The 26607-nt window shown below is 56.4% G+C and carries 18 protein-coding genes and 1 tRNA gene; 8 read left to right on the forward strand and 11 right to left on the reverse strand.

From position 1 onward, the window contains the following. Positions 1-87 precede the first annotated feature (87 nt). On the forward strand, positions 88-1194 hold the full coding sequence (gene leuB / locus AC1965_RS17505; protein ID WP_483885107.1) for a 3-isopropylmalate dehydrogenase: 1107 nt from the start codon (positions 88-90) through the stop codon (positions 1192-1194). A 61-nt stretch (positions 1195-1255) separates the two neighbouring features. Beyond that, on the forward strand, positions 1256-1900 hold the full coding sequence (locus AC1965_RS17510; protein WP_483885108.1) for a methyl-accepting chemotaxis protein: 645 nt from the start codon (positions 1256-1258) through the stop codon (positions 1898-1900). A gap of 213 nt (positions 1901-2113) precedes the next feature. Here the strand turns inward: AC1965_RS17510 and AC1965_RS17515 are convergent, their stop codons facing one another. The 8 genes from AC1965_RS17515 to AC1965_RS17550 form a co-directional block, all read right to left on the reverse strand. Continuing rightward, positions 2114-3130 (reverse strand): hypothetical protein, encoded by a 1017-nt coding sequence (locus tag AC1965_RS17515; protein WP_483885109.1) that lies wholly within the window; start codon positions 3128-3130, stop codon positions 2114-2116. 53 nt (positions 3131-3183) lie between these two features. Further along, complete coding sequence (locus AC1965_RS17520) at positions 3184-3507, reverse strand: helix-turn-helix domain-containing protein (protein ID WP_483885110.1); 324 nt, start codon at positions 3505-3507, stop codon at positions 3184-3186. 110 nt (positions 3508-3617) lie between these two features. Continuing rightward, the gene (locus AC1965_RS17525; protein ID WP_483885111.1) at positions 3618-4040 is read right to left on the reverse strand and encodes a hypothetical protein; all 423 of its coding nucleotides are present in this window, start codon (positions 4038-4040) and stop codon (positions 3618-3620) included. Then, positions 4033-4401: a hypothetical protein gene (locus AC1965_RS17530; protein WP_483885112.1), complete on the reverse strand. Its 369-nt coding sequence runs from the start codon at positions 4399-4401 to the stop codon at positions 4033-4035. The genes AC1965_RS17525 and AC1965_RS17530 overlap by 8 nt, the downstream gene beginning before the upstream one ends. Positions 4402-4581: 180 nt before the next feature. After that, positions 4582-5802: a hypothetical protein gene (locus AC1965_RS17535; protein WP_483885113.1), complete on the reverse strand. Its 1221-nt coding sequence runs from the start codon at positions 5800-5802 to the stop codon at positions 4582-4584. 109 nt (positions 5803-5911) lie between these two features. Further along, a complete protein-coding gene (locus tag AC1965_RS17540; RefSeq protein ID WP_483885114.1) occupies positions 5912-7735 on the reverse strand; it encodes a site-specific integrase in 1824 nt (607 codons plus the stop codon). 268 nt (positions 7736-8003) lie between these two features. Then, a complete protein-coding gene (locus AC1965_RS17545) occupies positions 8004-8369 on the reverse strand; it encodes a hypothetical protein (protein WP_483885115.1) in 366 nt (121 codons plus the stop codon). 99 nt (positions 8370-8468) lie between these two features. Next, on the reverse strand, positions 8469-10067 hold the full coding sequence (locus AC1965_RS17550; protein ID WP_483885116.1) for a DUF3987 domain-containing protein: 1599 nt from the start codon (positions 10065-10067) through the stop codon (positions 8469-8471). A 471-nt stretch (positions 10068-10538) separates the two neighbouring features. Between AC1965_RS17550 and AC1965_RS17555 the strand changes: the two genes are divergently transcribed. The 6 genes from AC1965_RS17555 (at position 10539) to AC1965_RS17580 (ending at position 23108) form a co-directional block, all read left to right on the forward strand. Further along, the gene (locus AC1965_RS17555) at positions 10539-13403 is read left to right on the forward strand and encodes an SNF2-related protein (RefSeq protein WP_483885117.1); all 2865 of its coding nucleotides are present in this window, start codon (positions 10539-10541) and stop codon (positions 13401-13403) included. Beyond that, entirely contained in the window at positions 13403-15085 is a 1683-nt protein-coding gene (locus AC1965_RS17560) for a site-specific DNA-methyltransferase (protein ID WP_483885118.1), read from the forward strand. Before AC1965_RS17555 ends, AC1965_RS17560 begins: the two co-directional genes overlap by 1 nt. A 3-nt stretch (positions 15086-15088) precedes the next feature. Then, entirely contained in the window at positions 15089-17929 is a 2841-nt protein-coding gene (locus AC1965_RS17565; RefSeq protein WP_483885119.1) for a DEAD/DEAH box helicase family protein, read from the forward strand. Between the two features lie 109 nt (positions 17930-18038). Continuing rightward, positions 18039-19205 (forward strand): C2H2-type zinc finger protein, encoded by a 1167-nt coding sequence (locus AC1965_RS17570; protein ID WP_483885120.1) that lies wholly within the window; start codon positions 18039-18041, stop codon positions 19203-19205. A gap of 43 nt (positions 19206-19248) precedes the next feature. Next, positions 19249-21849, forward strand: a complete 2601-nt coding sequence (locus AC1965_RS17575) for an AAA family ATPase (RefSeq protein WP_483885121.1) — start codon at positions 19249-19251, stop codon at positions 21847-21849. Positions 21850-21917: 68 nt separating this feature from the next. Further along, positions 21918-23108, forward strand: a complete 1191-nt coding sequence (locus AC1965_RS17580) for an McrC family protein (RefSeq protein WP_483885122.1) — start codon at positions 21918-21920, stop codon at positions 23106-23108. Between the two features lie 1123 nt (positions 23109-24231). Here the strand turns inward: AC1965_RS17580 and AC1965_RS17585 are convergent. From AC1965_RS17585 to AC1965_RS17595, 3 genes are all read right to left on the reverse strand, one after another. Then, complete coding sequence (locus AC1965_RS17585; protein WP_483885123.1) at positions 24232-25104, reverse strand: DUF3800 domain-containing protein; 873 nt, start codon at positions 25102-25104, stop codon at positions 24232-24234. Between the two features lie 612 nt (positions 25105-25716). Beyond that, positions 25717-25923 (reverse strand): antitoxin Xre/MbcA/ParS toxin-binding domain-containing protein, encoded by a 207-nt coding sequence (locus AC1965_RS17590; RefSeq protein ID WP_483885124.1) that lies wholly within the window; start codon positions 25921-25923, stop codon positions 25717-25719. A gap of 488 nt (positions 25924-26411) precedes the next feature. Further along, a tRNA-Arg gene (locus AC1965_RS17595) sits at positions 26412-26488 on the reverse strand. Positions 26489-26607: the final 119 nt, after the last annotated feature.

Consider the following 26607-nt stretch of genomic DNA (forward strand, 5'->3'; position numbering starts at 1 on the left):
GATTGCAGGGGTAAATTTGCAGCACTTCTTGACCCTGTGAGGCCCGCAGGCTACGCCGCTTGCGACAGTAAATTCAGGAGACATCCAATGGCCAACCCAACATTGCTTATCCTTGCCGGCGACGGCATCGGCCCCGAGGTGATGGGGCAGGTAACCCGCGTGATCGACTGGTTCGGTGCCAAACGGGATCTGGCCTTCGATGTGGAGCAGGATCTGGTCGGCGGTGCTGCCTATGACAAACACGGCACACCGCTGCACGATGACACGATGGCCAAAGCACTGGCCGCCGATGCGGTGCTGCTGGGCGCCGTGGGCGGCCCGAAATACGATGATCTGGATTTCAGCGTCAAACCTGAACGCGGCCTGCTGCGCCTGCGCAAGGAAATGGATCTGTTTTCCAACCTGCGTCCGGCGCAATGTTTCGACGCGCTTGCAGACTTTTCGTCCCTTAAGAAAGACATCGTTGCGGGCCTGGACATCGTGATCGTCAGAGAATTGACCAGCGGCGTTTATTTCGGCGAACCGCGCGGTATTTTCGAAGAAGGCAACGAACGTGTCGGCATCAACACCCAGCGCTATACCGAAAGCGAGATCGACCGCGTTGCGCGCTCGGCCTTTGAACTTGCTCGGCGTCGGGGCAGCAAGGTCTGTTCGATGGAAAAGGCCAATGTCATGGAATCGGGCATCCTGTGGCGCGAGGTCGTACAAAAGGTGCGCGACACCGACTATCCCGACATCGACCTCAGCCATATGTACGCAGACAATGGCGCGATGCAACTTGTGCGCGCACCCAAGCAGTTTGACGTGATTCTGACGGACAATCTGTTTGGCGATATCCTGTCGGATTGTGCTGCGATGCTGACCGGCTCTCTGGGTATGTTGCCCTCGGCCAGCCTCGGCGCACCCAATGCCGACGGCCGCCCCAAGGCGCTGTACGAACCGGTTCACGGCTCGGCCCCTGATATCGCGGGTCAGGGCAAGGCCAATCCGATCGCATGTATCCTCAGCTTTGCCATGGCCCTGCGCTATTCCTTTGACAAAGGGGACGAGGCGACGCGGCTGGAGAATGCCGTGGAGCAGGTGCTGGCTGACGGCGCGCGCACGGCCGATCTGATGGGGCCCGAAGGCGGCACGCCGATCTCGACCTCCGACATGGGCGACGCCATTCTCGCCGCTCTCGACGCGAGCCTGTGACGTTCAGCTTCCGTTGACACTTAACTGATAGCTTGCCCCTGAATTCGCAACAGGGGCAGCTATGGCATCGCAATCGAAATGGTCTGAAGACCCAATCGTCCTATTGGACAACGCCGTATTACCGGCGCTCTGGCAGGGGCAAACCTTGGTCTGCCAGGCGCTTGTCGCAGGCGACACACCTTTGACCGACGTGGATGTCGACGGCCTGAAACGCGCCAGCGCCATGCTGCGCCGGGGCGCGCAGGATCTGCTGAAAAATCGCAACATCCGCCCCAGCACCGAACAATTGGCGCCGCTCCCCCTTGCGGCGGATTCCATCGACCAATTGACGAAAACGCTGCAATCGGCGCTGTCTGGTGTCTTGACGCCAGAACGCGCCGCCACCCTGCTGACCCATATCCAAGAGCAGACCATGCCCGCCATCGACGCCGGTCTAAACGCCTTTCGCAGCATCTATCTTGGCCATACGTTGGATCAGCATAATCTGCAAACCAGCCGCGCACGAGAAGCTATTGAGGGGCTTGATCGCATCAGCAAGCAAATCTTCTTTATCTCCATCAATGCCAGTGTCGAAGCCGCGCGCGTCGGCGACGCGGGCCGCGGTTTTACGCAAATCAGCACAGACATCCGCGCCCTATCGCAATCCGCGCAAGACGCGACACGCGGCCTGTCGGAAAGTGTAAAAGAAGGCGAACACGCCGCTTAATCACCCGATGACGGGGAACTCTGCGCCGCTAAGCCATATCATAAGCCCCTGGGTATTGAACGGGTAACGCGCTGCCGCATAGTTCGTGCGCGCGAAAAGCATTAAACGGTGGTGACCCCGATTGGATTCGAACCAATAACCTGCCCCTTAGGAGTGTGCAGGACACACCATAATAAAATTATAATTCAATAACTTACGTATAAAGTTCTCAGCTTATTTCGTCCCATTTTGGCTCTTTTTGCGTCGTTTCGTTCCATTTCGTTCCGGGCGCTTTCCAAGCTGACTGACCCCGGGCATCGCATCCTCCTGATAGTCAGGGTGCAGATGAAGGTAGTTCTTCTTGATGGTTTCGTAAGTCGTGCTGAAATATTCGGCCGCGAGCATCGGATCACCGCCACCTGAAATGTAAAGTGTGATCGCTGTGTGCTTTAGGCCGTGAGTTGTAATCCGCTTGATACCTAAGCGCTTGCATGCGCCATCTATCGCTTGACCGATATCGCCAATTGGCTTCCCAGGATTCCGCGGGTGTTCCACCACATACTCTTGATCCGGAAAGAGGCGCTCCCATCTCTCCAACGCCAGCATGATTTTACCGGGAATCCTATGCGGATCACGCCTTTTCTTGGTGATCTGCTCTTCCGATCCGCGCCGATACCAGATTGCATTCTGCATATCGACCCACGGCCCGTCAGCGCGTTTTCTTCGCTTAGTCTTTGAGACTGTTGCAAATCGCGATCCGGAATAGAGGAGCAGTAGAAACATACGTGCAGCATGCCTGGTCTTTCCTGGTGAGCGGTGCAAGGTTCCATTACGAGCCCTCGTGGGTGCGCCTCGCCACAGCTCACGCAGGATCTTAGCCGCTTCACTACGGGTAAGGGACCGGTCGCGTGCGGGCGTCTCATTTGGCAAGACAACTTTTGGCATGGTGCCGAGAAGAATTCCGTCTGCCTGCGCAAAGGCAACGGCGGCTCTGAGAGTAGTTAGGTCGCGCCGCGCCGTTGATCGCGAGGTTTTCTGCTTCGACATCGATGTGTCTCGCGTCTTCAAATGGTGCTTCCGCAACCCGCCGTTCATCCTCCACTTGGTGTAGTCTGCGCACGACTCTCGATTGATATCAGCTGCCGTCTTAGTTCCCCAAAAAGGTGACAATGCCTCGATGGCATCAGCAAGCAGTTGCGGCTTTGCAACGTCGTCTGCTTTGGCCCCCGCGTAGCGATAGACCAAGTCCATGACGGGCGTCTTATCTGTCGTGCGCGGCGCAGAAGATCCAAGCCGCTCTCTGATCAGTTCGTCGGCGAATTCATTCTCCGCAGCTTCGCGAGAAGCCTCCCCTCGAAGTCCGAGCCTAAGGCGTTTGCCATTTGATTTGAAGATGCGCCAATCGCCTGTCTTGGGGTCCATTCCGAGGCGGGTTGGTTTTCTTGGCCTGGGCATTTCAGATACTCATCGATGTTGTCGCGATGAATACGATATTCCTTGCCGACTCGGCGCGCAACCAAACGCCCGGCGCGGATTTCCGCGAGGATCGTTTGGTAGTTCACACCAATCATGTCGGCAGTTTCTTTGGCGCTAAAGGCGAGGCGGGGGATGTGAGAATGTGTTTCCATCTCAAGGAAAGGGTATCGTTCGAGGCCCCCCAAAGTCGGTTTGGGTCGTCAATACAACCGGCCTTAGCCTCAGACGCTGACGGCCGAGGGGACCCCCTCGGCCGAACAGGTCACCGTTTCAACAGCACTGCAAGCTGCTTTGCTTCTTGGATTAAGATGACTTCGGAAATCTGATTTGCCAGATTGCGCAGCTCGGCGCGAAGGCGGATCAGGGCAGCCTCTTGCGCTGATGTGACGATTAACCGAGGTGCCACCGACGGGGTCTGTTTATCATGAACGAACCATGTATCGGTTTCACCCAAGATGACCGGCTCGATGGACTTCGCCATTGCGCGAAGCCTATCGATCTCCCGTGACGTGAAACTATCAGCGGTTAGTCTGCCGTCACGCAATCCTTCCAATTGCACGATGCGCGGAGGCGTTAAGACACCAACCTTGTTGATTTCCTCCACGGCTGCCGTGATCCTCTTTGCTACGCGAAGCGAATTGATGATCGCAACATGCATCATGTCTGATGGCACGGTTTCACTCATCTCTGGTGCGCCTTTCCCCATTCTGGCGCTGCCAGACTTGTTTCTTCAGCTCCAGTAGAGCGTCGCTGAGAGCCTCAGCCAGCAGGGCGATATCATCCAGATCTCCGGCACCAAGATCCGGCGCGCAATCGGCTTCGATGTCAATAAGTCCGCCTCCCTGCGCGAACAGCATCAGAAGCTCATATGCGTCGTGCTCTGTTCGTGACGAGATCGGACCCGCTGCGCGCAGGTCGTCGAGGACCCCCTGTGCCTTTCGGAGGTAGGGGCGTCCGCCCAGCCGCAATGCGGCATACTGGATTGCTTGGTGATAGTTTTCCGCAAAGCGGTGCAGCGCAGTGGCTGGCTGTGGGATTTCGAACATAAAGTTCTCCCTGCTATGCCTCGACGGGATTGCCGCAGGCTACAAGATGACCGTTCCTCCTTTCTCCGGCCGGTTCTGATAAGCCGCTGATTTTACTTTAAGAAGGCTGCTTGCTTTCTTGCTGCTCTCACCAAAGAGGGTAGCAAGAAAACAAGTCCGACCTCGCCCCCCTCCTCGGCCTCAGCCTCTGACTTGCCTTTGGCGCAATGCTTGTATCTTCGCCCGCCCCCGGCGGGCCGATCGTGTTCTTCGGCCTTCGAGGATGTAGTGTTGGGCGGTGCGGCCATTGCCTTGTCCACAGAGCGCCAAGGCGATCCATTGATCATCATTTTCACTCTCGAACATCAAACTGTGCCAGAGCGATCGGATGATATGCGCTCCGATCCCGAAATGACGGTGCCAGCAACGTGTTGGCCATGACGTGCCCGGAGTGCTTTCTCCACCATCCCGCGAAAATAGCGGCATCCCGCACTTTGCCTCGTAGGCCTCCCAGAAATCACTCCCGGTCATGTCGAGCATGATCAAAGCGTCGAGGAAAGGCGTCAGTTCCGGCCAAAGTTCCGGACGATGGTAAGGCTTCTCGCCTTTCCGCGTCACGATGTGCAAGGACCAACCCTCTGCGTGCCGGGACAACTCAGAGCGGATGGCGATCCGATGGAGGTCGCCGCAGCGGAGCGGACAGACCACGCTCAGCGCCAGACATGCCGCGTCAAGGGTGAGGCGTGCCCGCAGCGCAGAGCCATCTGGAGCCGCCTCTGACAGCGACAGGAGCTCTTCTGCCTTGACCCAGACATCGCCCAAGCCTTTGCCGCTCTTGGCCGCCCAGACGTCCTTGCGCTTCCGCTCGCGCTTGGCCGCGCGGTCATAGCGCTTCTGCAGACGGAACAACTTGGCGATGATTTCTTCATCGAGGTCGCACCAGAGGGCAAAGATGCGCAATTCCTTCAGACGAGACGCGATGGATGTGCTGGCATTTCCTTCGGCATGCCGCGCGGCCCGGTAGAGCTCGATGGTCTCGGATGACAGGTCGGGAAGCAGTGCGTGATCTTCGCAGACTCGGGCAAAGACCCGCAGGGTAGATGCCAAATTCCTGATCACTGACGCACTGGGGGGCGTGCGATCCTCCAAGTCGATCAAACCTCGATCAGCCGACGCACGACAACTACGCATCTCGCGTAACGCCCGCCGCCATGAGCGAGGCAATTGGTTCTCGGGCATGGAAAGCTTGGGCGAAATCCGTGATCTTCGGTTCTCAGCAGTCTCCTTTACAGGATTAGTTCGGCGCCATTTCTCGGAACGCTTTTGTCGCAATGCCAACCGGATACAGCCAAGCTGCTCCGGGCGGTTTGTGTTCAATGCGGCGCGCAGCTTTTCAAGCTTCGAAACACCTCCGAAGCTCAAGAAATCCTCCTGACGTGGCGCGCAGACACCCCGCGCTGCCAAATGGGCATCCCATCTCGCCAATAGTCGCCCTCGGGAGGTCTCCGCGGATGGTGTATATGTTTCCGGCTCAAGCTGCATCGTCGTATTCTCCCTTCCGGTGCTTACGAATGCCCTTGCGAGCCTGCTGGAGTTTTTCCCGACCAGCCTTGGAAGCGCGACGCTCATTCATCCAGCCGTAATATTTACGCACTGTGAATTCGTGGTCGCCCAGAAGCGCCGCAGCCTCGTCCCAGGCGTTCGGGTCCATGGACAGGATCCAATAAGCCGTAACATGGCGTGCTTGATGCATCGTCATGTCGAAGTTCACTTCGAGGCAGGCTCGACGGAACATCTGGGAAAAGCTTGACCGCTCCATGGGGCGCTCGGATGTCGAGGGGAATAGGTAGTCGCTGTCTGTGTAGGGTTTGTTGAACGGGTGGTCACAGATCAACCGGGAACGGATCTCCTTTAGATACCAAACCACGATAGGCGCGAGATCGTCATCGGCGATCTCGTCAATAAACGCGCCGTTCTTGACCTGCTCTCCCGGGATCGACAGGCGCAGCTCGCGCAACCGGCTGTCTTGCCCGAGATCTCGCACATCGAATTCTGCACCCTCTCCACGCATGCGGACTGTGCGCAAGTTGGTCGCCCGCAGAGGAGAAGCCCGAAAGAGCATGGCCGCTGCGAGTGCCGCCACCCCCGCACGGAGGGCCGCCATCATTTCGCCAGGGCGCACTTTTTGCCCCGCGCGGACTTTCGACAGGGTCCGCTCCGCGCGGTTCTGCAGTTGTTCCGGTAGCCGGTGCGCCCGTTCTTGCTTGGCCACATCGCGATCAAAGTCCCTGATCCAGGTTTCCCGAACCTCAGACATCTTCCCTACGGAAGCAGTTCTGATCGATGGCTTCTTTCGCAGTTTGACCAAGCGCTCGACTTCCTTTGATGAGGGGTCGAGGTAATTTACCGCGAGATGCACCAGGCGCGTCACGTGGTTGTGGAGCGTGCTGGACTTGGTGTCCTGGCTTCTTTCCTGGCGCGCTATGACCCAATGGTTAGTCGCGGCGACGAGATTGGCATAGGTGATTACGTCCGCAAGGTCAGCGTCTTCCTCCAAACGATCTGTGGCACCCAGACCGTTCAACAGCCAGTTAAGGGATTCCTCGTAGGATTTTGCAGAGTTGGCGCTGAACTGAACTGGCGCCCCCTCAATCGACGCATCGTCGCCATGACGTTTCAAATCGATGATCTCATCGAAGTCATTCCAAATTAGGGCCGCCCCAGGGTGATTGGCTTTTCGGCGCCATTGGTTTGACTGGGGGCGGAGGGGTGCTGGCTTGTTGATCTCTCTACTCGGAAGAAGTGTTTCCAGCTCTGGTAAGCAAGTTCGTTGCGCGATTATTGCGTTGAACCGACCGAGACCGCGAAGGAAGGACTTTCGTTGTGCGGAGTTGAGATGGCAGATCCGCTGTTGAACCCAGACATCAGTGATCTGGTTCGGTGGAGTGTTTGTCTGAGATGCCGCGCGCGCAAGCACACCAAACGTCAGATGGGAGTTAGGACCAAGAAGTTTACCTTTGCCCTGGTTCTCCTCAACAAAGGAAAACAGTGTTACCCATTCGGTCGACATCGCGACCGGCCGTGACGTTCCCGACAATTTCGCAATTACCATGCGAGTGTTCTTGCGCCAGGTGCGGAACTGGTCCGCTGTCCGAAACGGCTTGGGGACACGCCGCACACGCCCGCGTCCCCATCTGCGATCATAAGCCGCCAGGTCCGCTGGAATGCGACTTAGGTCCGTGTTGTAGACCTTCTCACACATGCGGATAGATGCTCGGAGGTTCTTCTCAAAGGAGGCAGCATAGCCGAGATCCGGCAGCGCCTCTTCAGCTTGTTTCATGTTGGTAAAGGTCATTTTCTCATCTTTCAGGTTGTCTGGGAGTTTGGTGAGGTTCGGCCAACAGCCTCCCCAAACTTCCAGATACACCTTGAAAGAAAGGGATCGCCGTTGCGCCAAATCAGCCGGTTTGGCGCAGATCGAGCGAAATCAGGGAGGTTTCAGCCGCACACCCTTCGCCATACATTCCCGGTATGTTGAGAGGTCTTCGGCTGAACCTGCGCGAAACATGTCAGCGTTGCGCCATACAGGTTCTTTTAGCGCGGGATCTGGGTGAAACCTGCAGTCAGCCATAGATCGCGGCCTCCTGCATGTCGCATTCGCGGAAGCGCCAATCTTTCCCGAGGAGGATCCCCGGCAACCGCCCCTTCTTCGCGCGATCCGTGATCGTGCGTGGCGCAAGATGCGGAAAGAATATCCTGACAACCTCAGCAGGCTTCAGCAGCGGAAGTTGGAAATCCTCCACCAGGTTCTCGGGCACGTAGCCTGCTCCCTCAAGACGCCAGATGTCGTGCCATGAGTATCGTTCCGGTTTGATCGCCACGGGACGCACATCCATAGCCTTGAGCAGCTTGCGGGTGGTCTCTTGACCAAGTTTGAAGTGGGCGGCGATCTCGCTGACCTTCGGTGATGCTTGATGCTGTATGTGCATGCGCCCAGTTCCTTTTTCAGGAACTGGGCCCCAGTATACTCAATCCGAAATATTCAGCTCATATTTTTCTTCAGATCAGTATTGCATTGGCAAAGGCCCTCAAGAGGCTTCTCGATCAACCTCATGCCGCTTGCCCATCGATACGACGTTGGTCGTCCTTTCGACCGGTTTCGGGTCGGTCCCAATACTGGCGCCGGCTTCGGACCGGTAGGCCTTGAGCAGGCGGTAGAGGCGTTTCTGGTTCCGACCGCGCTCTCGTTGAGCCCATCGTTCCAGAAACGTCGCTGCGCGAGTTTGTAAAAGCTCGATTTTCGCCTGACGCTGTGCAGTCAGGCTGGCGTCCTCGGGAACAATCTTATCAAAAAGTTCCTGCGAGTTTTCCAAGCTGTCCAGAACCCCGAGGATCTCGGCGATGCGTTCCTTGGAAAGCTCTTGGCCTTGCTTTTTGCTGAGACGACGCTGAACGTCCCGCACCTTCACTTCTTTCGCTCCATCGCGAAGCAGCCCTTCGCGCTTTGCAGCCACCATCTGAATATGAGAGCGTTCGCCCCGATCATATTCCCGCATCATGATCAACGTGCTTTCAAGGTGGAATTCGGCGTATTTGGTGGCCAGCTCTGCAGTTTCCAAATCGATGGGCCGCCGGGACTTCCCGAGCAGAAAGTGCAGCACGACAAGGTAGCTGAGGATAGAGAAGCCTGTCCGCCGAACGAAAGACCCTGGCAAGGCGGCATTGCCCCACTTCTTTCGGAGGCTCCGCCACCAACCCTCCAGATAAGGAAGGACGCCATCGTTCATTGTGTAGGTTTCCAAGGCACCCTCTTGGAGACAAAGAGCGTGCCAGAGCTCTGTGAGTTCTTCCTGCCACTGTTCGATGCCTTCGCCCACGAAATACATGAAATGATTGAACATGTCCGTGTCGGTTCGGGGCGGCGCGATCACGTAGTTGAACCGCTGGCAGAAGCCGTCAAGCATGCTCGCGGCATCTACGTTATCAGCCCAGGTCTCCCGAACACTCAGGCCCAAGAACGTGAAGTGAGGGTCTTCGACGGAAAGTTTCTCAACCTCTCCCTTCAGGCGATTTGAGATCGGCTTGTGGGAGTAAGCGTCAAGCATCCAGGGCTTGATGCGGGCGTAGTTCGACTGCTTGAGAACCTGCTGGAAAAGCTGCCCCACCTCATCTTGAAACCAGTAAGCTCCATTATTCTCAGCCAGATCCATGATCCATTGTGCGTCAGTCGATCCGGTTGGGAACATCCTGACGCCGGAATCCTGACGCTTCGGCATGAGGATCTCCGCCACCTTGTCCGTAGCAAGGGTCTTTGAACTGCCAGACCCAGCGAGTGCGATGGTCCAGAGGATCGGGCGCTTGGCGCCAAGCCCCGGAATCCAGAGGTTGGCACCCCCTTGCGTGAGGTAAGAAGAAGCGATCATGACCAACTGAAAAAGCGGGAGCGCGTAGCTTGCGTCAGTTTTCTTAAAGAACCGGCAAAGCCGTTCGAAGAAAGAGCCTTTCGGAACGAGACCATCGACGGACAGCGCTTCGGGGCATTCTTTGGCGGCAAGGAGGGCTACCAGCTGCTCACTCTCGTCTTGCTTCAGTGAGCGGCTTTTCCCCTTCTCCTTGATCTTGATGTCTTTGAACAAGAGGTTCTGAGCTTTCTGGGTTCGGGTAATTTTGGTGGGTTTGGTTGGCATCTTGTGCACCTTTCGGGGTTGTTGGTGCACGGGACATGAAGCCGTTCCGACGATTTCCATGTTGGTTTGAATCGATATTGCGCCTTCCCAGTGCACGCCCCCGAACCGACAACCGACAGCCCCCTAAGAGATTGATGGAAATTAGAAAAGTCTTTTGGGCGGAGCCGACACAAGACCGACAAGAGGTGCAATTCCCATCAATAGATTTCCCGTTTCGCGCAACTGATTAGCTCTTAATTGGAAAAGCTTTGGGGCGGCGATCACCAAAAACCATGCGCTAAATGCGCAGGTATAAAGAGCAATCTTATCTGAGCGCTGCGAAAATCATGTCTAACTTGTTCAGGCGATAGATTCACCTGCTTGGTCATCGGTCGATTTGCGATCAACGCCATTTCCTTGGGGCCTCATTCGACAGGTTGACCAATCCCTCAGGAGGATGTCTGCTCGACTAAAAAAGCTGGAGCAGTGATCTTGGGCCGAGAATATTCTGAGCATCAAGCGAAATTCTTCGCTAACTATTTGATATCAGAGGGAATATCCGATTCTGACGCGCTCACGCAGTCATTGTCTTCCGCCAAGGTCGATCTGAACCCTCACCAGGTCGACGCAGCCAGCTTCGCTCTGCGTTCGCCCCTGTCGAAAGGTGTCCTGCTGGCGGATGAGGTGGGTCTTGGAAAGACGATCGAGGCTGCACTCGTGATCAGCCAGCGCTGGTGGGAGAGGGAGCGAAAGATTCTCCTCATCGTGCCGGCATCTCTTCGAAAACAGTGGGCAGCCGAGCTCCATGAAAAATTCTCGCTGCCTTCGGTCATCCTTGATGCAAAACGGATCAAGGACATCGAGAAGGAAGGTAGGCCCAATCCCATTGGGCGTGATGACGCCGTGATCATTATGTCCTACGAATATGCGGCCCGGTTGTCGGAGACGCTCCGTCACATCCCATGGAACTTGGTTGTGTTCGACGAGGCGCACAAACTCAGAAACGTCTATAAGGCGGCCGAGAACTCCCGTGCGTCGGTGCTTAGGAAAGCTCTGGTGGGCCGTCAGAAGCTTCTCCTGACCGCGACACCCTTGCAGAACAATCTTATGGAACTCTTTGGTCTCATCAGCCTGATCGACGAGACCTACTTCGGATCCGAGCAAGCGTTCCGCAGTGAGTTCGGCGGGCGCGAAGGCGGTGCGTCGCAGGCGCTTTTGGCGAAACGCCTCGAGCCAATCTGCAAACGGACGCTGCGGCGCCAGGTTCAGCGCGCCGGCCTGATCAACTATACCAATCGCCTGCCTAAGACGTTCGACTTCACGCCGGGCCGCCTCGAGACAGAGCTTTACGACAAGGTGTCAGCCTATCTTCAGGACCCGGACACCATTGCCCTCGGGCAGAACGGCCGCCACCTCGTCACGCTGATGCTACGCAAAATTCTGGGATCGTCTTCCTTCGCGGTGACCCAGACCCTTGAGAAGATGATCCGGCGTCTGGAGGCGAAGCGCGTCGTCGACGATGAAACTCTCGATGATCTGGATGGGTTCAGCGAACATGCCGAAGAGTGGCGCGAAGCCGGGGCGGGTTCGGAGGCGGATGCTGTCGAAGATGACAGCGACGAGGATGCCGAGCGCGTCGACCCCGTCAAACTTGAACGTGAAATCAAGAGGCTGACCGAATACCGTGATCTCGCAATGTCGATCTCTGACAACGCGAAGGGCAAAGCGCTGCTCGACTGCCTTCCCAACGTGTTGGATGAGATCACCAACAAGGGCGGACAGCGCAAAGCGGTGATCTTCACCGAGTCCGTGCGCACCCAGACCTATTTGCGGGAGCTGCTTGAGCAGAACGGGTTCGAGGGCGAAACCGTCGTCATGAACGGCTCGAACTCGGACAAGGACAGCAACGCGCTCTACAAAGCCTGGCTCGAGAAGCATCGGGACACGGATGTTGTATCGGGCTCGAAAACCGCAGATATGAAAGCGGCCGTCGTCGAGGCCTTCCGCAACGACCGCAAGATCCTGATCGCGACGGAATCCGGCGCCGAAGGCATCAACCTCCAATTCTGCTCGCTCCTGATCAACTACGACCTCCCCTGGAACCCGCAGCGGGTCGAGCAGCGCATCGGCCGTTGCCACCGCTACGGCCAGAAGATCGACGTCACCGTCATCAACTTCCTCAACCGCAAGAATCACGCCGAGGCGCGCATCCACCAGCTGCTGGAAGAGAAGTTCAAGTTGTTTGACGGCGTCTTCGGGTCATCGGACGAAGTGCTGGGTGCCATCGAATCCGGCGTCGATATCGAGCGTCGCATCCTCGACATCGTCCAATCCTGCCGGTCGACCGTCGAGATCGACGAGGCCTTTGACCGGCTTCAGGAAGAATTCAGCGTCGAGATCGACGAGGCCAAGAAGAACGCACGTGATCAGTTGCTGGCCGAGATGGACGACAAAGTTATCGAACGCCTCCTGGGGCGCAAGGAGGCGGTGAATTCGGCCATTGGCGATTTCAAGCGCGCGCTTCTGGGTCTTGCCCGGGCAGAACTGCCGGACGCGAGATTCCATGAAGATCACGCGCAGCGGTTCGACCATGACGGCGCAACCTGGTCGACCGAGTGGCCAGAGGCGGACGAGCGCGGCTGGCGCTTCTTCCGGCTCGGGGATGAGGGGTTGGCCGACCGGCTGGTCGTGCAAGCTCGGGACCGGGACCTACCCCCCGCAGCACTTAGCTTCGACTACAGTGCCTATGACGGCAACATGGCGGATGTGGAGCGGCTGCGCGGACATTCGGGCTGGATGCGTGTGGCACGGCTGGTTCTCAACACCCCTGCCAAGGTCTATGATGAACTGGTCTATGCTGCTTTCACCGAGGATGGCACCCCCCTGCATCCGGAAACGGCAGAGCGAATGCTCCATGTTCCAGCGCAGGTGACTGAAGCAGGGCTCACCGCCCTACCCGAGCCGGAACTGCAAGAGGTGCAGGACGCGAGGCAAACAGAGATTGTGGGTCAGGCGCAGCAGATGCTGGCGACGTTCCTGAACGAAGAGGAAGACCGGTTGGACGCCTGGCGGGATGATGCAAAGGTATCCTTCGATCAACAGATCAAGGCGCTGAACAAGGGCGCTAACGACAAAAAGAAGCTTGCGCGCGCCACATTGGGTCTGGAGGAAAAGTTGTCATTGCAGCGCGAAGCAAAAGCAATGCAACGGCAGGTTGATGACCTGCAACATCAGCTATACACCCGATTACGAGAGATCGATCAGGATAGGGAACGCATGCTCGATGATATTGCCGAGCAATTGAACCTGACCCCCGAAATGACACCCCTGTTCACGATAAGATGGAGCCTCGCATAATGGCGCCCAAGAAAAACAAGCTGGAACTCACCTGGATCGGCAAGGACAACCGCCCGCGGTTGGAACCGCGCATCCTGATCGAAGAAACGGAGTTTTCGCATCATGCGCAGGCGCGCCGCGACGGCGATATCTTCGACAATTTGCTAATCCATGGGGACAATCTGCTTGCGCTGAAGGCGTTGGAAACCGATCCGGCTGTGCGTGGCAAGGTGAAATGCGTTTTCATCGATCCACCCTACAACACTGGATCGGCCTTCGAGCATTATGATGATGGAGTGGAGCATTCCCTTTGGCTTAGCATGATGCGCCACCGGCTCGAGATATTACGAGAATTGCTCTCAGAAGATGGATCACTTTGGATTACTCTTGACGACAATGAGGCTCACTATCTGAAAGTAATTGCCGATGAAGTATTTGGGCGCCGTCATTTTGTCTCATCTGTCTCGTGGCAAAAACGGACATCGCCAGCTAATGATGCGATCTTCTTTAGCCGGGATCATGACACAGTATTCATTTACGCTAAAAACATTGATATTTGGAGGCCCAACCGGCTAAAATTTAGCGCCTCTCAGGAGGGCAATTACAGAAATCCAGATAATGATCCGCGGGGACCGTGGAATTCAGCAGCCTATACGTGCGCAAAGTCGGCCGATGAACGCCCGAATCTTTACTACCCGATTACAAATCCCAATACCGGCGAAGAGATTTGGCCCAAAAAAACGCGTGTGTGGGCTTACGGTCCAGAAACTCATGCAGAGAACGTTGCCAATGAAATGATCTATTGGGGAGCGAAAGGGCAATCTTCATCGCCCCGGATCAAGAAATTTTTGACGTCAGCTAAGCCGGTTGTGCCGCGCAGCATTTGGCTAAACTCAGAAGTCGGCCATAACCAAGAGGCACGAGGCGAAAGCCTAAAGCTATTCCCAGGCAACCCCTTTACCGCTCCCAAACCGGAGCGCTTGCTTCAAAGGATTCTCGAAATTGGCAGCAATCCTGGCGATCTTGTTTTGGATAGTTTCGCAGGCTCCGGCACCACAGGGGCCGTGGCGCAAAAGTTGGGTCGCCGTTGGATTATGGTTGAGCTCCACGACACCGCGAAAACCCATATCGTCCCGCGCATGCAGAAGGTCATCGACGGCACCGACGAGGGCGGCGTGACAGAGACCGCAGGCTGGAAAGGCGGCGGCGGCTATCGCTTCTTCCGACTTGCCCCGTCGCTCCTCCAGAAGGACGTCTGGGGCAACTGGGTCATCAGCAAGGACTACAACGCCGAGATGCTGGCAGAGGCCATGTGCAAGCATTTCAACTACACCTACGCCCCCTCGGACGAGGCCTACTGGATGCATGGTTATGCCTCGGAAAGCGCCTTCATCTATGTCACTACGGCCAGCCTGACCTTTGACCAGCTGCGCGCAATCTCGGACGAGGTGGGCGAGGACCGCAGCTTGCTGGTCTGCTGCATGGCCTACGAGGCCCAGGGCGAGAGCCTCGATAACCTCACCCTGAAAAAGATCCCGCGCGTGGTGCTGGATCGCTGCGAATGGGGCAAGGACGACTATTCGCTCCGCATCGACGCGCTGCCGATGGCTGAAGAGGTGGAGGCGCCCGAAGACGTTCCCGAACCGAAGAAGACCATGGCCAAAAAGGCCAGCGAACCGGATCTGTTCGGGGAAGGGAAATAAGCCATGGACACCATCGACCCCAAACGCGCCGTCCACCAGATCAACCAGCGCCTGTCCTTGCGCAAACCGCAAGCCGAGGCGCTGCGCCGCCTCGACACCATCGTGACCGATATCGACCCCAAAAAGGACACCGATGTCGACATGGCCCGCGATGCAGTGCGCGCCTCCTTCGGCAATTTGGCTGATGCAGATTTCGAGGAGTTCGAGCGCGGCTTCCCCAGCGTCTGCTTTGCCCTTGCCACCGGCGTCGGCAAGACGCGGCTGATGGGCGCCTTCATCAGCTACCTCTACATGATTGGGAAGAGCCGGAACTTCTTCGTCCTCGCCCCGAACCTGACGATCTACGAGAAGCTGCTCGCCGATTTCCAGCCAGCGAGCCCGAAATACGTTTTCCGCGGCATCGAGGCCTTTGCGCACAACGCGCCGCTGATTGTCAACGCCGAGAACTACGAGGAAGGCCGCGGCGTGCGCGGGACCGACCTGTTCGGCAAGGAAGGCGCGATCATCAACATTTTTAACGTATCGAAGATCAACTCTGAGGCGCGCGGTGGCAATGCACCACGGATCAAGCGGCTACAGGAATACATCGGGGAGAGCTACTTTTCCTACCTTTCCGACTTGGATGACCTGGTCCTGCTCATGGACGAGGCGCACCGCTACCGTGGTTCGGCAGGGGCGCGGGCCATCGGGGAGCTGAAGCCCATCCTGGGGCTCGAGGTAACCGCGACGCCGAAGACCGTGGGTGCAAACTCGCAGGCCTTCAAGAACGTGGTCTATCGCTACGACCTGCCCGACGCGATGGAGGACGGCTACGTCGAAGAGCCGGCGGTCGGCACCCGTGCCAACTTCGACCCGAAGTCGGTCGACGCGGCGACGCTGGAGAAGATCAAGTTGGAAGACGGCGTGCATTACCATGAATACGTGAAGGTCTCGCTCGAGACCTACGCTCGCCAGAACGACGTAAAGGTGGTGCGGCCTTTCATGCTGGTGGTCACGCAAGACACGACCCACGCCCGGCAGGTGAAAGAATTCGTCGAATCCGACGGGTTCTTCGACGGGCGCTACAAAGGGCGTGTGGCTGAGATCCATTCGAAGCTGAGAGGCGAAGAGAGCGACGAGAACGCGCAACGCCTGCTGAACATCGAGAAAGCCGGCGACACGGATATTGTTATCCACGTCAACAAGCTAAAGGAAGGTTGGGACGTCTCGAACCTGTTCACCATCGTGCCGCTGCGGGCGTCAGCCTCGGACATCCTGACCGAGCAGACGCTGGGCCGTGGCTTGCGTCTGCCCTACGGCAAGCGGACAGGAGTCGAGGTGGTTGATACCCTGACCGTCATTGCCCATGAACGCTTCAACGAGCTGATTGAGAAAGCGAAGGAAGAGAACGGCGTTACCCGCAAGCTCAAGGCCGTCACCATCGGTTTAGGCGGGGATGTGGCCCCGACGAAGCCGATATCGGTTCCTGCGCCCTCGATCATCGATCAGATGCTTTCCCAGGCGGAGGCCAAGACGAAGCCGACCGTTGTTGTGGCTGATGACGAGGACGGAGATACTCGGGTTGTGCCTGCCGCTGAGGCTGGCGGGAAGGTCGACACCGCCACGCCCTTTACCTTCAGCACACCCGAAGAGGTTCAGGTCGCCCGGACTGTGCTCAATCATGTGCTGCCTCAGGTCAGCAAACAGGTCCGTTCGATCAAAGATCTAAACGACCCCAAGATCGTCGATAAGATCGCCGATGCGGCGATGACCGTTACAGCGCGGGATGGGGGGCTGTTTACCAGCGTCACGAAGGAACAAGCGGTGGCCGTGGCAACGGAGCTCTGCAAGAGCTTTGTCGAGCGGACCCTGGCGATCCCGGCTCTCACAATTACGCCGGAACAACAGGTTTCCTTTGGCTTCCGCCGATTCAACATCGATATGAAGTCATGGAATTTCCAGCCGTTGTCGCGCGAATTGTTCGTGCAGGTGCTTCGAACCGAGAAGACTTCGGTGGTTTCCGGTGAAGAGGAAGGGGAGACGGTCAATCGGCTGGAAGATTACATCGTCGCACGCCTCATCGACTATCCCGAAATCGACTATGATACGCATGCAGAAATCCTGTATGACCTCTCTGGACAGGCCGTTACCAATACCCGGGCGAGATTCCCGGGAGATGAGGATCAGGCTCTAAGCGTCGTGCGCGGCCATGCAAAGGCGATGGCCGAGAGTATCTTTTCGCAGATGAAGCAGAACATGTGGCGGGAACAGACCAACTACCGCGTCTCGCTGGCCTCAGCCTTCGGAGAACTGCGGCCGCAGACCTTCGATACCGCCGGCACCGGATACATTCGCGATTTCCGGACACCGCCAGACGAGAAGCAGAGCATCCGGAAATACATCTTCACGGGGTTTGCGCGTGGTTGCTATCAGCATGCAAAATTCGATTCCGATCCGGAGAGGAAATTGGCGGTTGTCCTTGAGAAGGATTCCACCGTCCGTCTGTGGATGAAACCCGGTCCCAATCAGTTCAAAATATTTGATGAACATGGTGCTCCGTATCAACCCGACTTCGTCGTCGAAACTGAAACGGATAAATTGATTATCGAGGTCAAGCGGCTTTCCGATATGAAAGAACCTGAAGTGTTGCGAAAGGCCGACGCTGCAAGTCTCTGGTGTCATGTGTCAACGAAGACCTGCGCCTCAGATGGCGAGAAACCCTGGAGTTATCTGTTGGTTCCAGAAACCGATGTGCAGGAGAACTTCACGATCGCAGGACTTATGGCAAAGCACACGCGTTCCGCGGACGCCGAATTGCTGTTGCGGTATCAGTTTGACGATCAATGCGAAGGTTCCGTCAATTGATGTGCGCATACCAACTCACGAGGTTTTTCAGTCTAATTTGGAATCCCTGCGAGCGCTAATATACTGACAAAGGGAGTATCTCCGTCATTGTCCCTCGGAGTGAAGGTAAATGCAGAACAGAATAGTAGTAACCTCGCAGCAGATCCAAATTGTGTGGTCCCTTCTAACTCGGGAAAAACTCGCCGTGCGGCCTCTACCGAACGGGACGGCAAAACGCATGGCGGAAAATGGGTGGGTCAGCCACTTTGAGTTGCGCGACGCCCTCGATGACATGTGTTCGTGGATTTCCAGAGCTTGGTTCGCAAATATCGATGACATGGAGGGCCATCTCCAGCTCGGTAGCGTAGCGGACTTTCGAAGAGAATGGAAATATGCAGAGGAAATATCCGGCCAGTTTCGGTTGTCCTCAAGTGATGTTCTCCAATACTTCTGGTGGCTGGAACGGTTGGGCTTTCCGCTGGATCTCGGGCCACTTCCTGCTGAAATAGCTCTCCGACTGCCCCGCACCGCCTATCTATCGGAGAAGGACATCAACGTGCTTCTATACGAATCCGAGCGGTTCAAGCTGCCGCCGGTAGAGTTGGTGGCGGAAGATGCTGACGAGGCTCGCATTAGCCGCACCGAACTGTTCACCTCTGCTACAAAGGTAGTGGTTGAGATCCGCTTCGATACAGAGAACCGCGCGGTGTCGCTGACATCAATGGCGCCTGGATACAAAGCTCCGCGTGAAGAAACTCGTGTAGTATGCGACGTTTGCGGAATGACCTACATGCATGGTGTGAAGAGCGATGAAGAAGACCATGCCGTTAGGCACCGCAAAGTGCTTGAAACGCTTGAACCCCAGCCATCGCGGGCTTGGCGGCGCGCTTTGGAGAAGGACCCTGACGCCGTCTGGGTGGATGCCCACTCGCCCGACTGGATGCATATTGCAATTACGCGGAGGGCGAGAGCTTTCAAGCGGGAATTCAGCTACGATTTCCTTCAATGGAGCGACGCTTCGCATGCGAATCCCGGCGCGGTAGCGTTCGCTTTCCTCGACGACGAGTTTCGGATGATCGGAAGTTGCGCCTTTCGCATCGGTGGCGGCAAGAACTCTCGCAACAAACTCGACTGGATCTGGCTCTGCCCGTCGGCACGTCGCCAAGGGCATCTAACTCGAGTGTGGCCGCAGCTGGTCGACCGGATGGGAGAGTTCGATCTCGAACCACCGGTCTCTGAGGCGATGCAAGCCTTTATCGCCGCCACGATGCGTAAACCGCGAAGGAGGGGATCGTGACCGTCCCAGCAAATAACCAGCTCGCGATCTGGAGCGTTGCGCCATGACAGAATGGTCCGAAGCCATCGCGGTGATGGAGAAGCTGGGTGGGGCCGCAACGCCATTGCGCAGCGCTACCGTCGAGGGTCTGAAAAGTCGCGGATGTCTCGTTTCAAGTATCACAAAAAAAATGTTGGGAATAACCTTGCCCAACAATGTCACAATTGGCTGGGAATACAACGAAACGCTCCAGACCTTCCACTTCGCAACCGAACATGCTCACCTGTTGCCAACGCACCGCGTGACGTCGCGAAAACACTCGGGTCGTAGGTCTCTCAAACTGGGATACGAAGGACCCGCCATAGAAATACGTGACGCCAGTGATCTGGCCGTGCTGAATCCATTCACCGGCAACCTCACGGAGCGGACGCTGGATGCTTGGGTAAAACGGTTCTTGGCGATTTTTCCTGGATTCACGACTTTTCCTGCAATGCACCCTCAGTTCGAAGCGGAAGAGCGGTCCGGCCCCGAAGCCCGAAAACAGGCCGCGCTCGAACTGGCAAAGTCGGAAAGACCGCAGGTGACCGATGCAGCCTCCGCGCTCGCGCTTGCCGATCGGGTTGTGCAGGCCAGTCATATTTTCACACAATCAAAGATGATCTTTCGCACAATGACGGAAGGGATCGGCACTCCGCCCGAAACGCTCGTGCCGCTTTTCTCGGGCGTTCCATCACCCCAGCAGTTCGCAGATTTCATAAGAGAAACAATGGAATTCGCCATAAGCACGGCGAAGGGCAAACCGGATCTGACGCAATTTCTGACCGGAGCTAATGCGCTCTTGATGTTTCTCCATCCCAGCACTTGGATCGAGATCAATCAAACGCGGCGTAAACAGGCGATGATGGCTTTGTTCGGCGAACAAGCGCCAGATCCCAAGTCAATCGAGGACTGCGTCCAAGCCGACCTCCGCCTTGGGCAAACTGTCCTCAACGGCCTTCAGTCCCGAGGTTTAGAGCCGCGCGACATGATCGACGTGCAAGGCTTCATATGGCGCGTTCTAAACGAAGAAGAACACAGGGCACCCCAAGCTGACGAGAACCCAGCCTATCCATTCCCTTCTCAAGAGGCGACGATGACGACACTGAACACAATCCTCTATGGTCCTCCGGGAACTGGCAAAACCTTCGAAACCGCTGCTCGCGCAGTCTTCATATGCGATGGGTCGGTGTCAGGCAATCGCGAAGCGGTGATGGCGCGGTATCGCGAGCTGGTCGAAGCCAACCGGATCGAATTCGTCACGTTCCACCAAAGTTATGGTTACGAGGAATTCGTAGAAGGTTTGCGCCCCACCAACGGCGCCGAGGATGGCGACGCCGAGGTGCAGGCAGGCTTCAGCCTAAAGGTGCGAGACGGTATTCTCAAAAAGATCGCCGGGCGGGCTAAGAATGCGCCTAAAGCTGTGAGCGACGAGTTCGACCGCACCGGCCGCCAAGTCTTCAAGATGTCGCTTGGTCGTTCGAATGACCCATCCGACGCCTATCTTCGCGAAGAATGCTACGAGAACGGTTACGTCCTTTTGGGCTGGGGCGGTCCTGTGGATTGGTCCGACTCCTCAATGACCGATTTTGATGCGATCAAGACGCGATGGCGTGAACATATGGCTGACGACACGATCCATGGCTACGACCCGAACATCAGCCAGATGTGGCAACTGAGGGTTCGTATGAATGAAGGCGACCTGATCGTCGCCAGCAACGGCAATTCCTTCGTTCAAGCGATTGGTATCGTTGCCGGCCCTTACGAATTTGTAGAGCGCGAGCAGGACGAATATTTCCACAGCCGCAAGGTCGATTGGGTCTGGGTCGCCAAGGAAGGAAAGGGGTTCGATGTTGCTGACATTTACGATAGCCGCTTTTCGATGGCATCACTCTATCTTCTCGATCCGAAACGCATCAAGTGGAGCGGGCTACTTCCTTACCTTCAACCACAGTCACCTGATGCTCCGTCGCCAAACTATGTGCTCGTCATCGACGAGATCAACAGAGCGAACATCTCGAAAGTGCTTGGTGAAATGATCACGCTCCTTGAGGAAGACAAACGGGCCGGCGCGGCAAATGCCCTGGAAGTCACTCTGCCCTACTCGGGCGATACGTTCTCAATGCCCTTGAATCTTCATATCGTCGGGACGATGAACACTGCCGACCGTTCGATTGCGCTGTTGGACACCGCTCTCCGCCGTCGTTTTATGTTTGAGCACCTCGAACCGAAACCCGAGGTTCTCGAACAAGTCGTTGCGGGTGTGCCTCTTTCCTCTGCTTTGCAGGCGATCAATGACCGGCTCGAATACATGCTCGGCCCGGACCACCTGATCGGACATGCGTATTTCTTTGGAAAGACGGAACGCGCAGAGATCGACGCCGTCATGGCCCACAAGATCATTCCCCTCCTGCGAGAGTATTTCCACGAAGACATTGACCGAGTGCGCGCAATTTTGGGCGGCACGGACGGTTTCCTCGCTCGGCACACGCTGACGCCGCCACCCGGTTTTGATGACGCCTATGACGCTCGCCATCGTTTCACTGACACCTACACCGACGGATATCCTGATCAAGCTTGGCGCGATCTGATTGGACGCGCTGCTTCTAATGAGGCCACCCAAGAGTGAGCGCGCGTCCCAGGCATTTTGAAGCCGGCGAATGGTCGCCGATCCCAGTCGGTCAATCGCCGGATGACATGACCGAAGCCGAAGCGCAGCGGCTCCTGTCGCTCGCCCGGAAGCGCGCGCGGGCCCTTCGTTTGCACGAAGATGCGATCCTTGCGCCATCCCACCGAAGCCTGCGCACCAAACAGGTCTGCGGGTTGATGAGCGTTAGCGCCACATCGCTTGAAATCCTGCCGAAACTGCGCGGCAGCGTTGGCGAAGATCGACAGGCCCTGATCCGGATGCTGATCATTGCGCATGATCTACCGACGGATGGCGGTGAGAGGACGCAAGTCGAACGCCCGTCACGCGACTTGCTCGACGTGTTCGGCCGCATATTTCTAAGAAAACTCTCGGATGCTGCGCGCAAAGGCTTGCCTCGCGCCTATGTCGCATTCCAAGATGATCTACCGAAGCTTCGCGGGCGTCTCGACATTCAGCGCCAGTTCACTCAGCATGCGGCGCGCTCAGACCGGCTGGCCTGCCAATTCGACGAATTCGCCGCCGACATCCCGGTCAATCGCTTGCTCTATGCCTGCCTCTCGCTCTTGCGCGCGCGACTGATCAATGGCGAAACGGCGCGCTTGATCCGCCATCTATCCATTCATTTCGAAGACGTGAGCCTTCCTACCCGCCCTCTCGAAGAACGCTTCACGCTCGATCGCAGCACAGGCAGCGTGCGCGACTGCGTGCCGCTCGCGCGCCTTCTGCTGGCCGCACAACATCAGAACACCCATGCAGGCTCGGATGCTGGTTTCGGCCTGATGTTCGCAATGAACGATCTGTTCGAAGCTTATGTCGCGCAGCTGGCCCGCCGAGCCTTCGGGCACTGTGCACGAGTTCAAGCAAAAGGGCGTGCCGTTATGACCAACGGGCTCTTTCAGATGAAACCTGATCTTGTGCTCGAGCTCGAAGACGAGACGGTGATCGTCGATACTAAGTGGAAGCGACTGGAACCAACGAAAGCCAATCTTGGTGTATCCCAGTCGGATGTTTATCAGATGCTCGCTTACTCAACTGCGTATTCGCGCCCAGGGCTTCCGACCCGACTGATGCTGCTTTTTCCGCAACAATCCTATTCGACATCTCAAGTTCATGCGCATTGGGAGGTCGCCGAGACCCGTGTCCCATTCCAAATCGCAACCTACGATATCGGCGAACCGGATCCGCATGGAACGCGGTTGAAGCTCCTGCTTACGGACCATACGGCCGTGCTTGCATAGGAGCATGCAACGGTGCACATACCGGTGCACACCGCCGTCGTCGAACCGGTGTCTGAGGAAAATTTCATTTTGATTTTATAGCTTACGGATTGCCAAGCAAGCCTCTACAGCCGGAGCCGAAACCGTCCCTCTTTTTTGGGCAGGACCCGCCTGGCCTCTTTCTACTAAGATCTGGCAGATCCAAATTCTATCGATCGTTGCCGCGTCTCCGGGTTCGTGACGCGGCAACGACACTCAATATATGAGCGTAGTCCCATATCATCTCATGCTGAATCTGAGGGCGTCGGCGACGGCCCTACCCTTTAATAGCAGTCAAACCAATTAAGAGCAGTCTGGATCAAGTGATCGTAGTCACTGGAGGTGGCCTCCTTCCTAAATTTTTCGAGTTCGGCCCGATCCAAACCCGCACCCCGGCCGGCACGGGCGCAACGTGCAAGAATTGCGAAGGCATTTCCGTCTTCTCCTACCAAGCGCACTTCGATGTGAGGGTATTTCGTATTCAATGGTCTTGCCTCCTTGCGATCTGATGAAGCGAATGTCCGCCTCACAAGGGACTTGGGTTCTTACGGCTATCAGAAAAATCGGTTCGGATTGAAGCCCGGCGTTCAAGAAAGAGGGTTCCGACTGCACCGACTATGCCCCCTCTGGTCGCCTACTATGACCCCTATCCTATGTTGAGAGCGCGTGACCACGCCGAGGCGTAGAACCGCACTTACCTCCCCCACACACAGCGGCGCGGGCACCACGTCACATCATGCCGCTCCTGGAAGAGGACAGGGTGATGCAAACAAAGTTCGAGCACTTTTGTATCCGGTATGCTTGGTCGCGGTGAGATCAAGAAGAAGTCGCCGCCGGGTCTGCCCCCACGGGAACTGGCGATCCAAACGACGCTTCCGGCCCCTACCGGACATTGACCAGATTTTCTAATGACGCGCCGCAGCTTACGGAAATCAGTGGAGCTTACCCAAAGTCAGTCGGAACGGAGATTCGGCGATTCTGCTTCAATCCCTTCGCGACTGACACCAAGTCGTTGTGATTATTGTAAATTCTTCCGGTAAGGGCGTTTTCTGCCTTAATTTCTAACGAGAGATTGCTTGCTTTTGCTTCAGATAGGTGTAATTCGTTACTCATGGCACTGCCACGGGGTCAGGCTATACGCCGACCGCCTCAGGGATCCTTCGGGATTCCTTGTGTGTTTCTGGGTTTTTTTCCACTCTCCGTATTCACCATCGTAGCAGGAATACTTCACCCCCACAGCATCGTCACGGTGCTTGAAATCCAATAGCATCTCGCGATTAACCAGTTGCTCGTAGGCACGGTTCTGCTTGCCACAAGCAATCTGGCTAACAGGATGAACAAAAAGGTCTGCCAGCTGAAGTAAGGGGTTTCCTTTACCATCGGGCCAGATGACGTTGAGATGATCCGTGAACTGCGCGCCGGTCAACGGCTCATACTGCTTCGAATTCTCGCCACAAAACCCCATACCTGAGACCTTTAGGTCTGCGAAGTAGCCCTCAAGCAACCTATCCTCTTTCTTGCCGGTGCGCTCATAGACCACGTCCAGCTGCCGACAACCCTGCATAGCGAGCTTCGCCGCCCGTTCGACAGAGATGTCGAAAGCCGTCTTGCTCATGGCCCAGCGAATGCCGTCAGTATACTTCTCAAGATAACGATCCCGATAGCCGGGGCGACAGATCACGCAGGCGTGGGCGACGAGACGATCATCCAAGACAAGATGATTTAGCTCGGCAAAGAAAGCTTCTTTTCGGTCATGATCCTTTTTGAGGAAACCGAATTTCCCTTTTCCGGACCGGATTTTATTACCATGAAGTGCGGGAACATCCCACTTTTTGCAAAACGCCTCTACATTGTCGGAGAGGGCGTCAATGTCTTCGGACGCAACCACGACTCCTCCGAGCGCAAAGCTCAATTCATGAGCTGGAGAAGTTGCGTCGGTCGCGCCCTTGCAAGTCGTTCGCGTCCCGAAGTCGTCCATGTAAAAAACGTATTTGCTGTTCAAGTTGGCCTCGGAATCTACGGAATACTGCCCCAGCATATTGGAACATACTGAGATTAGAAACATGCTGTGCGAGAAAGTGCGACACACTGTTCTCGATTGGTTGTGAGACCTACTTCGCCTATGGTCGCCCCTCGATCGATTCCACTAATCCAGTATCCGGATAAGATTGCGAAGGCTCAGGCAAAGACTGGTAACGCACGGCGTTATCCCAGCGCGCCGCTAACGGCTTCAACTACACGGGTCTAATTACTGCGGAGTGTTGCCCTTGTCGCAGACTACAGCAAGGCCGACTGCACGCATTTGGCTTTGAATGATCGCTATCGGTTTTATACAGACATGCTCCGAGCACGCGCAGCGAACGTCGGCATTCCGCCTCCCATCCATGATGCCTTTGCAACCAAAGCAAAAACTGAGCGCCCGCAGAGAACGTCTGGAATGCCTGCTTTCCATGTCCTCGACGCTCTCGACTGCAAGAGGGCATGGCGTTCCAAGTTTCGGATTCACGCACCAGCACCACAATTGACAATGGATTGAACCGAAGCAGTGCATTGGAATGTTGCAGATGCGCCCAATTTGGGTTCTGGCCTCTCAGCTATAGCCACCGACAGCAATGCGCTCGATGTGCGCCTTCACCGCATCCGCGCGCCCTTGGCGCACCAGGTCGGCGGGGGTTAGGTTGCCGAACGATGGCAGAGGTTGCTCTGCAAACCAGACGACGGCCTCATTTTGAGAACTTACCCAGGGCTCGACCAGTGCTATAAGTTGCTCGCCCATGTCATTTTCTTCTTTCGGCATTTAAGACCTCCGGGATGACGCGACGCAGTCGTTCAAGATTTCCCCTCCGCTCTTAGCCGCTGGCCAGTAAATCGTATAGGCAAGCGCGACCCTGCCCGAGACAACCAAAGAAACGGACAGAATGATGTCGAGAGTGGTCATAATAAGGAACATAGCACGGTTTGGGTGAATGTTGGAACCGCAGGCTTGCGAGATAGCCAAGCTTGCGGCGGCCCAACATAAAAGCCTGCTTCTGGAATGCCTGGAATGGGGCGTTAGCGGCAGGTGCCTATGCAAGGGTAACCAGTTTAACACGCCCGACCTTTCGGCAGGCTGCGAAAAGCCTATCGCAGCGAATAGCAGCCACTGGTCAGGGAAGACCGGCACCCGACCACAGTCATTTTCCGCCCCGCCCCCCAAAACGCCAAAATGACAAAAGTTTCATTCCGAGTTCCGTTCCGAAGCCGCGAAAAGTAAAAATAGATAAATCCCTAAAGCACTGATTTATTTGGTGACCCCGGCAGGATTCGAACCTGCAACCTGCCCCTTAGGAGGGGGCTGCTCTATCCAATTGAGCCACGGGGCCGCCTGAGCGCGGTTTAGCCCAGCGGGCTTGGGTTGTCATCGTCCGATTTCCCTATGACGCGGCGACGCTTGATCGTGTGGCCGTGTTCACGCTAACAATGGGGGGTATCATTCAGGAAC

Source organism: Sulfitobacter sp. KMM 9851 (assembly GCF_057178245.1).

Excerpts from the sequence above, each read along its gene's own strand:
- leuB (WP_483885107.1), top strand. The coding sequence starts at position 88 with ATGGCCAACCCAACATTGCTTATCCTTGCCGGCGACGGCATCGGCCCC.
- AC1965_RS17510 (WP_483885108.1), top strand. The coding sequence starts at position 1,256 with ATGGCATCGCAATCGAAATGGTCTGAAGACCCAATCGTCCTATTGGAC.
- AC1965_RS17515 (WP_483885109.1), bottom strand. The coding sequence starts at position 3,130 with ATGGACTTGGTCTATCGCTACGCGGGGGCCAAAGCAGACGACGTTGCA.
- AC1965_RS17520 (WP_483885110.1), bottom strand. The coding sequence starts at position 3,507 with ATGGAAACACATTCTCACATCCCCCGCCTCGCCTTTAGCGCCAAAGAA.
- AC1965_RS17525 (WP_483885111.1), bottom strand. The coding sequence starts at position 4,040 with ATGAGTGAAACCGTGCCATCAGACATGATGCATGTTGCGATCATCAAT.
- AC1965_RS17530 (WP_483885112.1), bottom strand. The coding sequence starts at position 4,401 with ATGTTCGAAATCCCACAGCCAGCCACTGCGCTGCACCGCTTTGCGGAA.
- AC1965_RS17540 (WP_483885114.1), bottom strand. The coding sequence starts at position 7,735 with ATGACCTTTACCAACATGAAACAAGCTGAAGAGGCGCTGCCGGATCTC.
- AC1965_RS17545 (WP_483885115.1), bottom strand. The coding sequence starts at position 8,369 with ATGCACATACAGCATCAAGCATCACCGAAGGTCAGCGAGATCGCCGCC.
- AC1965_RS17550 (WP_483885116.1), bottom strand. The coding sequence starts at position 10,067 with ATGCCAACCAAACCCACCAAAATTACCCGAACCCAGAAAGCTCAGAAC.
- AC1965_RS17560 (WP_483885118.1), top strand. The coding sequence starts at position 13,403 with ATGGCGCCCAAGAAAAACAAGCTGGAACTCACCTGGATCGGCAAGGAC.
- AC1965_RS17565 (WP_483885119.1), top strand. The coding sequence starts at position 15,089 with ATGGACACCATCGACCCCAAACGCGCCGTCCACCAGATCAACCAGCGC.
- AC1965_RS17570 (WP_483885120.1), top strand. The coding sequence starts at position 18,039 with ATGCAGAACAGAATAGTAGTAACCTCGCAGCAGATCCAAATTGTGTGG.
- AC1965_RS17575 (WP_483885121.1), top strand. The coding sequence starts at position 19,249 with ATGACAGAATGGTCCGAAGCCATCGCGGTGATGGAGAAGCTGGGTGGG.
- AC1965_RS17580 (WP_483885122.1), top strand. The coding sequence starts at position 21,918 with ATGACCGAAGCCGAAGCGCAGCGGCTCCTGTCGCTCGCCCGGAAGCGC.
- AC1965_RS17585 (WP_483885123.1), bottom strand. The coding sequence starts at position 25,104 with ATGGACGACTTCGGGACGCGAACGACTTGCAAGGGCGCGACCGACGCA.
- AC1965_RS17590 (WP_483885124.1), bottom strand. The coding sequence starts at position 25,923 with ATGCCGAAAGAAGAAAATGACATGGGCGAGCAACTTATAGCACTGGTC.